The sequence below is a fragment of the Phycisphaerae bacterium genome (assembly GCA_018003015.1).
Lineage (GTDB): Bacteria > Planctomycetota > Phycisphaerae > UBA1845 > PWPN01 > JAGNEZ01.
Window position 1 is genome coordinate 25,305 of record JAGNEZ010000065.1, and the last position, 7,042, is coordinate 32,346.

At 64.2% G+C, this 7,042-nt stretch carries 5 protein-coding genes; 1 reads left to right on the forward strand and 4 read right to left on the reverse strand.

The window, feature by feature from the left end:
- Positions 1-24 precede the first annotated feature (24 nt).
- The 4 genes from KA354_20730 to KA354_20745 all read right to left on the reverse strand — a co-directional run bounded on the left by KA354_20730 (position 25) and on the right by KA354_20745 (position 6,112).
- Complete coding sequence (locus KA354_20730; GenBank protein MBP7937077.1) at positions 25-1,578, reverse strand: amidophosphoribosyltransferase; 1,554 nt, start codon at positions 1,576-1,578, stop codon at positions 25-27.
- A 554-nt stretch (positions 1,579-2,132) separates the two neighbouring features.
- Positions 2,133-4,178, reverse strand: a complete 2,046-nt coding sequence (locus tag KA354_20735; GenBank protein ID MBP7937078.1) for an OPT/YSL family transporter — start codon at positions 4,176-4,178, stop codon at positions 2,133-2,135.
- A 237-nt stretch (positions 4,179-4,415) separates the two neighbouring features.
- Positions 4,416-5,372, reverse strand: a complete 957-nt coding sequence (locus KA354_20740) for a prepilin-type N-terminal cleavage/methylation domain-containing protein (protein MBP7937079.1) — start codon at positions 5,370-5,372, stop codon at positions 4,416-4,418.
- Positions 5,369-6,112, reverse strand: a complete 744-nt coding sequence (locus tag KA354_20745; GenBank protein MBP7937080.1) for a PEP-CTERM sorting domain-containing protein — start codon at positions 6,110-6,112, stop codon at positions 5,369-5,371. Before KA354_20745 ends, KA354_20740 begins: the two co-directional genes overlap by 4 nt.
- Before the next feature lie 265 nt (positions 6,113-6,377).
- On the opposite strand from KA354_20745, the gene KA354_20750 reads away from it, so the two are divergent.
- The coding region (locus KA354_20750) for a DUF2961 domain-containing protein (GenBank protein ID MBP7937081.1) at positions 6,378-7,042 on the forward strand (665 nt) is incomplete at its 3' end.

The following is a 7,042-nucleotide window of genomic DNA, read 5'->3' on the forward strand; positions in this document are numbered from 1 at the left end:
GGGGCCGGTGCCCTGATGCGGTTCTTATTGCCGGGGGATCGGACGGCCGCCGTTCCGCGGGCATGGTCCGGTGCCCGCAGCTTTCCGGCAGTCAGGCCGGCCTTGGACCGGGCGTGAACTCGGGCTGGGGGTGGTCACTACGGCCTCGGGGAACGGCAGGGGCGGCTCATCTACCTGGCGGTTGTCCACGCCGTCCCAGCAGTAGGTGCAGAGTTTGCACTTGGGCAGTCCGATGGCTGCCACGAGGTCGTCGAGCCGCTGATATTTCAGTGTCGTCAGGTTGAGTTGCTGGCGGACGCGCTCGACCATGGCGGCGTGCTTGGTGCTGCGGTGATCGGCGTACTCTTCGAGATCGGGTTCGCGTTCGCCCAGTTCCTTGATTGCCTTTCGGGCGGCGAGGTCCAACTCTGACTTTGAACGGGAGAAGTTCAGGAACTTGCAGGCGTAGACCAGTGGTGGGCAAGCTGGTCGCATATGGACTTCCTGGGCCCCGTAGTCGAAAAGTGAGCGGATTGTCTCGCGGAGTTGGGTCCCGCGCACGATCGAGTCCTCGCAGAAGAGGATGCGTTTTCCCTGGATGAGTACCTGGATGGGGATGAGTTTCATACCGGCGACGAGGTCGCGGGTTTCCTGATCTTGAGGCATGAAGCTGCGCGGCCAGGTCGGCGTGTACTTCACGAAGGGGCGTTGATGGGGTACGCGGGCCTGGTTGGAGTAGCCGATGGCGTGGCCGGTGCCGGAGTCGGGGATGCCGGCCACGAGGTCGACCTGGACATCATCGCTACGAGCCAAGGCCGCGCCGCAGCGATAGCGAGCGGCCTCGACGTTGATTCCCTCGTAGCTTGACGCGGGGTATCCGTAGTACACCCACAGGAAGGAGCAGATTTGCATCCGGTCGACCGGTGGTTTCTTTTGCTCGGTGCCCTCCTCGGTTACCAGGACGATTTCGCCGGGCCCGAGGTAGCGGTCCACCTCGTAGCCGAGGTTGGGCAGGGCGCAGGTTTCGAGGGTAACGGCGTGGGCTCCCGGCTTGCGGCCGATGACCAAGGGGGTGCGGCCGTATCGATCGCGGGCGGCGTAGATACCTTCTTCGGTGAGCAGGAGCAAGGAGCAGGAGCCGTCCACGCACTGCTGCACGTTGTGTATGCCCTCGATGAAGGAGGATTCCTGGTTGATGAGGGTGGCGACCAACTCGGTGGGGTTGATACCGCCGCCGCCCATTTCGGAGAAGTGGGTTCGTCGCTTGCTGAAGGCCCGGCGGGCGAGTTCATCGGCGTTGCGAACCAGGCCGACGGTCACGATCGCGTAGGTTCCCAAGTGGCTGCCGATGATAAGGGGTTGATCCTCGTAGTCGCTGATGACGCCGATGCCGCGTCGGCCCCTCATTCGGCGGACGTCGTCCTCGAACTTGGACCGGAACTGGGCGTTGGTGATGTCATGGATGTAGCGGGTGTAGCCGGTGCCGTCGACGACGGCCAGCCCGCCGCGTTTGGTTCCCAGGTGAGAATGGTAATCTGTCCCATAGAAGAGGTCGTGTACGCAGTCTTCCCGGGAAGCCGTTGCGAATAGTCCGCCCATGACCCTCGCCTCCTGCTCCAGCACCTGGGCAATTGGGTATCTGCGCCGTCAAGCGTCCACCGAACGGGCCGTCAGCAGCCGGGAGCACCCGGCATCACGGCTGTTCGCCGGCGATGGCAGGCAGGCTATCGCCTGAGCTGGTGGCGTGCAAACCCGGGGGCCGTGCCGGTCCCGAGGCGGCTGTGAGTTTCGGGTACCGACCAGGTCGTTCAGCCTGTCCGGGGGCGTTCAACGGGGTGGGGCGCGGCCCGGCGGTGGGCCGCGCAGCCGGCGGCGCCCGGGCTGGTGGCTGATCGGCGAAGCTTTCCGGTTGCATGGCGCAATGTGAGGGGTGGAGAGACCGGCAGTTGACGAGGGCCGGGGGGTCTCCCCGGGCTCGCGGCTGGTCACCTGGTCTTGAACTCGATCTGGGCGGTCTCGCTTTTGTTGGCTCTCACCGTCAGTACGAGCTTGTACTTCTTGCCGGGATCGAGTCGGACTCCCTCGACGGTCTTGCCTTGCAGGTTGATGACGTTGAGTTTTTCGGATGCTGGTTCGGGTCACATTGAGAACCATCACGTGCCCCAGGCGAGCTTCGTGCCGGTGGCCGCCATGGCCAGGAGGGCCAGGACGATGGACTCCCCGGCGATGAAGCCAGCGGCGATGGGATAGGCGAAGATATCGGCCGTTGGGTGGTGGATTCTTTTCCACAGCCACGCCAGGACGGCGCCGAGGGCAAACGACAAGCTGGTTTGGAAGGGTACGACCCAAGCGAGGCCGAGGCCCATAGCGGAGGGCAGGTACGGAGCGGCCTTGGGGAACAGGATGCCGAGAATGGGGAGGGCGATGCCGACCAGGGCGCCGATCACCACGGCGTATCGGGCGGTGACCGGGATGGTGTCCAGGCCTCGGGTGAGGGCGACGGCCACGGCGCGCCAGATCTCTGTTGATGGCAGAGGAAAGGCCTGCAGGGCATTGAGGTCCGGGACCATGAGGTACCAGGCGGGGACGATGGCGAGGGTGCCGAAGAAGATGCCGAGAAACTGGGCGGTGAACTGTTTGCGTGGGTTTGCCCCGAGGAGGTAGCCGGACTTGAGATCGGTGAGCAGGTCGGCGGCCGCCGCACCGCTGGCCGAGGTTGAGCCGGCGGACATGAGGTTGACCACGCGGTCGCCTTGGGCGAGCACGGCATAGATGAGTTGGGTGACCTTGCCGAGGGCGCCGGTGGGGGTGAAATCGGTCTCGCCGGTGGCCCGGCCGGCGACCAGGGCGACGACGAACGACATGGCCACGGCGATCGCGCCGAGCCACCAAGCCATCTGAAAGGCCAGGGCGTTGACGACGATGAGGCCGATACCGGTAGGAATCACGCCCAGGATGACCCAGCGGAACGGGACCTCGATGGCGGCCATCGTGGCCGCATCCGAGTTCCCGTTCGGCTTGCGGAACACGTTGAACGATCGGGCGAGTGTGCGCCACTGGAGGGTGAAGGAGACCAAGCTGGAGAAGAGCATGACGGAGGTGCCGGTCCAGAGGGACCATTTGAGCGGCAGGACCAGGGTGCTGCCTGGGACGCTCGATCCGGGGAGGGGGTCTTCGTGGCCGGCGACGAAGACCGGCCAGTTATGGCCCAGTGAGTGCGGGATGACGACGTAATAGAGCAGGACCGAGGATGCGAGCATGGAGAGTGTGACGCGCAGTCCCATGAACGATCCTGCCCCGATCATGAGGACACTTGGTTCGAAGCCCAGCCCTTTGAGGGTCAGCGACCGGCCGGCGAGCGGATTGAGCCAGCCGGTGAACTTGACCAGGTCGGTCACATGGAATGTAGCCTGGAAGATCTTGTCGACGAGGGTGATCGTCCCCTGCTCGAATTTGAAGAAGCCGACGAAGGCTGCGAGGATCAGGCTGGCGATCAGGGCGATGGCCTTTCGCACGGCCTCCCTGCCGTGGGCGTGGAGGCTACGGAGTGTTTCCGCGGTTGCCATACCGCTGGGGAAGGTGAGCTGTTCGACGTTGATGAACTGGCGTTTCATCGGGACGGCTACGAACACGCCCAAGGCGGCGGTGAAGAACACGAATGGGGTGACGTAGTACCAGGGGGTATGGACACCGGTGAGGAGCATGAGGGCTCCGAAGGCCAGGCCGAGGGTATGTCCGGTGGAGGCTCCGGCGGCGGTTGCGGTGGACTGCATGCAGTTGTTTTCGAGGATGCTCATGGGGGAGAGCCGGTTGCGGGAGAGGCTTCGAATCGCATTCCATATCACGTAGGACAGCACGCAGGAGGCGATGGCCACGCCGAACGAGAAGCCGAGCTTAAGGATGGTGTACAGGTTGGAGATGGACATGAACATGCCGAGGATTCCGCCCATGAGCACGGCCCGGACGGTGAGTTGGGGGATGCGGTCGCCCTGGTAGACGTACCTGAGCCAGTGGCGGTCCTTCTCTTCCTGGGCAGCGTCGGGCGGCAGCGGCGGGACGGGTTCTGCCGGGGTGGCGGGGAGCGGCCGCAGGGAGTCGTTGACGGGTTCGGCCGCACCGTTACCCTGGGCCGTAGGGCGGGGCCGGTCGGTTGAGTGGTCGGGCGTGGCCCGAAGCGTGTGTCCCGCAGGCACCGGCACGGGACTTTCACGCTTTTCACTGGCATCAAAAGGCATAAGCCTGGTCTCACACAGGCGATCTGCCGGCGGGTCGCCCTCGGTCCAGGCATGGAACCGGCCGGACGCCGGTATTCTACGGCAGATCGGATTAAGGGGAAGGGACGTCTGGGCCAGGGTTATGCGTGGCGAAGTCGGGTGAAGGAACCGGGCACGAGGATCTCTGTTGGCCGCGTTGGTGGCCGGAGGAGGGGAGCCTCATCATCGTTCGTTATCGACCGCCTCGAAGATCGAGAGGATCCGGCCGAATGCGTCGCCGAGGACCTTGGGATCGTCGAGATTGAGGACGAGGGCGCCGTCCTTATTCACCACTCGGCGAGCGTGTCCATCGGCGGCCAGTACGCCGCATGATTGCTGGGAATGGTGAGTACGGGGACGGATGCCGAAGGTAGCGAATCCGCTGGAGGCGAGGAGTTGTGTATCCATGACCAGGGCGCGGATGCGGCTGCCGTTGCGATTGAGGCCGAGATTAGCGAGGCGGACGTGTTCCGGCGGATCGAGGGTGCCGACCGGGTCGAAGAGCCGGGTCACCGAATCATGGCGATAGAAGTAGCAGCCTTGAGCCTGCCCGAAGCCGACCTTGGCGAGTTCGTCGGTTGCCTCGACGGCCTGGTCGGCGCCGGGGCAGAACAGGACGCGCGGCTGGGACGCGAGATGTTGCCGCAGGAGCAGTCCGATTCCGACCGGTTTTCCGTTACTGAGTGAGATGAGGCTGGTCGGGGCGCCGGTTGACGGATAGAACTCGGTCGCGGTCATCACCCGCCGGGCTTTGGGGCCGTAGGGGATTGAGCCGCCCTGCTCGCCGGCGTACATCTGGATGGCGAGCCCGATCTGGTGGAGGTTGGAGAGGCAGGATGCGAAGGTGGCGCTCTGGCGCACTCTGCCGAGCGACGGCAGAAGCACGGCGATGAGGATCAGGATGACTCCCACAACGACGAGCAGTTCGACGAGGGTGAAGCCCGTTGTCGGGGCGCGGCGGACCGGAAGGCGCGGCGCGGAGGTTTTTGGGATCGCGGTCTGATCGGAGGTGAGGCCGGAGCCGGGCAGAATGGGTGCTTTTCCCGTCGCGGACCTCGGTCCGCGTTGGGACTTTCGGAGGCTGTCCCGATCACTGAATGAGGCCTGTCCTCGCAATGTCACCTCGTCCGCGCAGGTCATTTCTTGCGGCGGCGGGTCGCAACGCCAAGGGTCGCCGCAGCGAACAGGATAGCGGCGGCGGGCTCGGGTACCGCGCTGGTCAGGCGTACATTGTCGAAGACCCAGAATCCGCCCGTGTTGGCGAAGGTAGCCGCCGAGTAGAGCTGGATGCCGATGCTCTTGCCCGCCCAGGCATCGGAGGCGCGGACGACCGGCAGATCAAGCTGGTAGTCGGTCAAGTGGGTCTGATCGGCCGTGGCGTTGGTGTTGGGGGCGAGTGTCGAGCCGATGGTGACGCGAGCGCCGGTGTCGTCGACGTAGTAGAGGCCGATTGCCATAGGAACGTCCAGCTGCATGCCGTATCCGCCGCCCTGGATGGCGACGATGAGCTGATAGGATTGACCCGCCTCGAAGGTATCGGTGAGTTCCTGAAAAAGCTCATAGCCGGGGGGTGAGAACATGAAGCCGACCTGATTGCCGTCGACGTTGTCGATCGGGGTGTTGTAGGTGGGGTCGACATTGACGAAGATGCCGCCCGCGTCGCGCCACTGGTCGGAGGAGTAGCCTGCCCCGGCCCACCAGGCGGGCACCGGGGCCTTCTGCCAGACCTCAATCGTCGATCCGGCATAGGGTGGCGCCACTGCGAGCTGAGGCAACTCGAAAGAGCCGTTCGGGACGAGAATGACGCCGGCGGGCGCCATGTTCGCGACCCAAGCCCACGTGACCAGCCCAACGACGCCGATCTTTCCCATACCTGCCATCTTCGTCACTCCTCTCCTGATTGCCTGAGTAGAGCGCGTGCGGCCGGTTATTATTCTCTACGAAGCCGCACTCCTGGAACGACATTACGCGGGGCCATCATGCATGAGTTTGGCTGGCTTGTCCAGTGTTTCCTGCAGGCGGCCGAACTGAATTTCCGGGTGTGGGGCGGGGTGGACCGGTGGTGGCGGAAAGCGCGCGGTTGACAGACGGATCCAGCCTGGCCAAAGTTTAGGTTTTGGCCCTATGCAGGGTGGAGGTGTCTTGATGATGCGACGAATGCGGAATGCGTGGTGGTATGCGGGTGTTGTGGCGATGGTGGGTGTGGCGGCGGGGTATGTATCGCCGGTTCCGGCGATGGCCGACACGATGGAGCAATTGGCCGCCCCGAAGGAAGGGCGGAGCATGCGGGCGACATCCACGGCTCGTCTGAAAGGCAAGCCCGACGAGTGCGACCCCAACAGCAACAGTGACAACCGCACGATCAAGCCCGGGCAGACGCACGTGCTGATGGACGAGAAAGGACCGGGTGCCATAACCCATATCTGGGTGACCTTCCTCGGCCCTGAGCCGCAGAACTGGGCCCCCCAGGGTGCCGCCAACCACCAGGAGATGCTTCTGCGGATCTTCTACGATGGCGACGAGCGGCCGGGTGTCGAGGCCCCGGTGGGCGATTTCTTCGCCAACTGCTTTGGCGAACGCCGGTCGGTGGTCAGTATCCCGGTGATTGTCGAGGATGCCGACTCGTACAACTGCTTCTGGCGGATGCCCTTCCGGAAGTCCTGCCGGGTTGAGATCACCAACCAGAGCGAGGACAAGAACATCGCTCTGCTGTACTACAACATTGACTGGGTCAAGCTGGACAGGCTGTCTGAGGACACCCCCTACTTTTACGCCCAGTACAAGCAGGAGTATCCGGTGGAGCAGGGCAA

What these genes read in the sequence shown, in the direction of transcription:
- KA354_20730 (MBP7937077.1), bottom strand. Translation starts at nt 1,578, where the DNA reads ATGGGCGGACTATTCGCAACGGCTTCCCGGGAAGACTGCGTACACGAC.
- KA354_20740 (MBP7937079.1), bottom strand. Translation starts at nt 5,372, where the DNA reads ATGACCTGCGCGGACGAGGTGACATTGCGAGGACAGGCCTCATTCAGT.
- KA354_20745 (MBP7937080.1), bottom strand. Translation starts at nt 6,112, where the DNA reads ATGGCAGGTATGGGAAAGATCGGCGTCGTTGGGCTGGTCACGTGGGCT.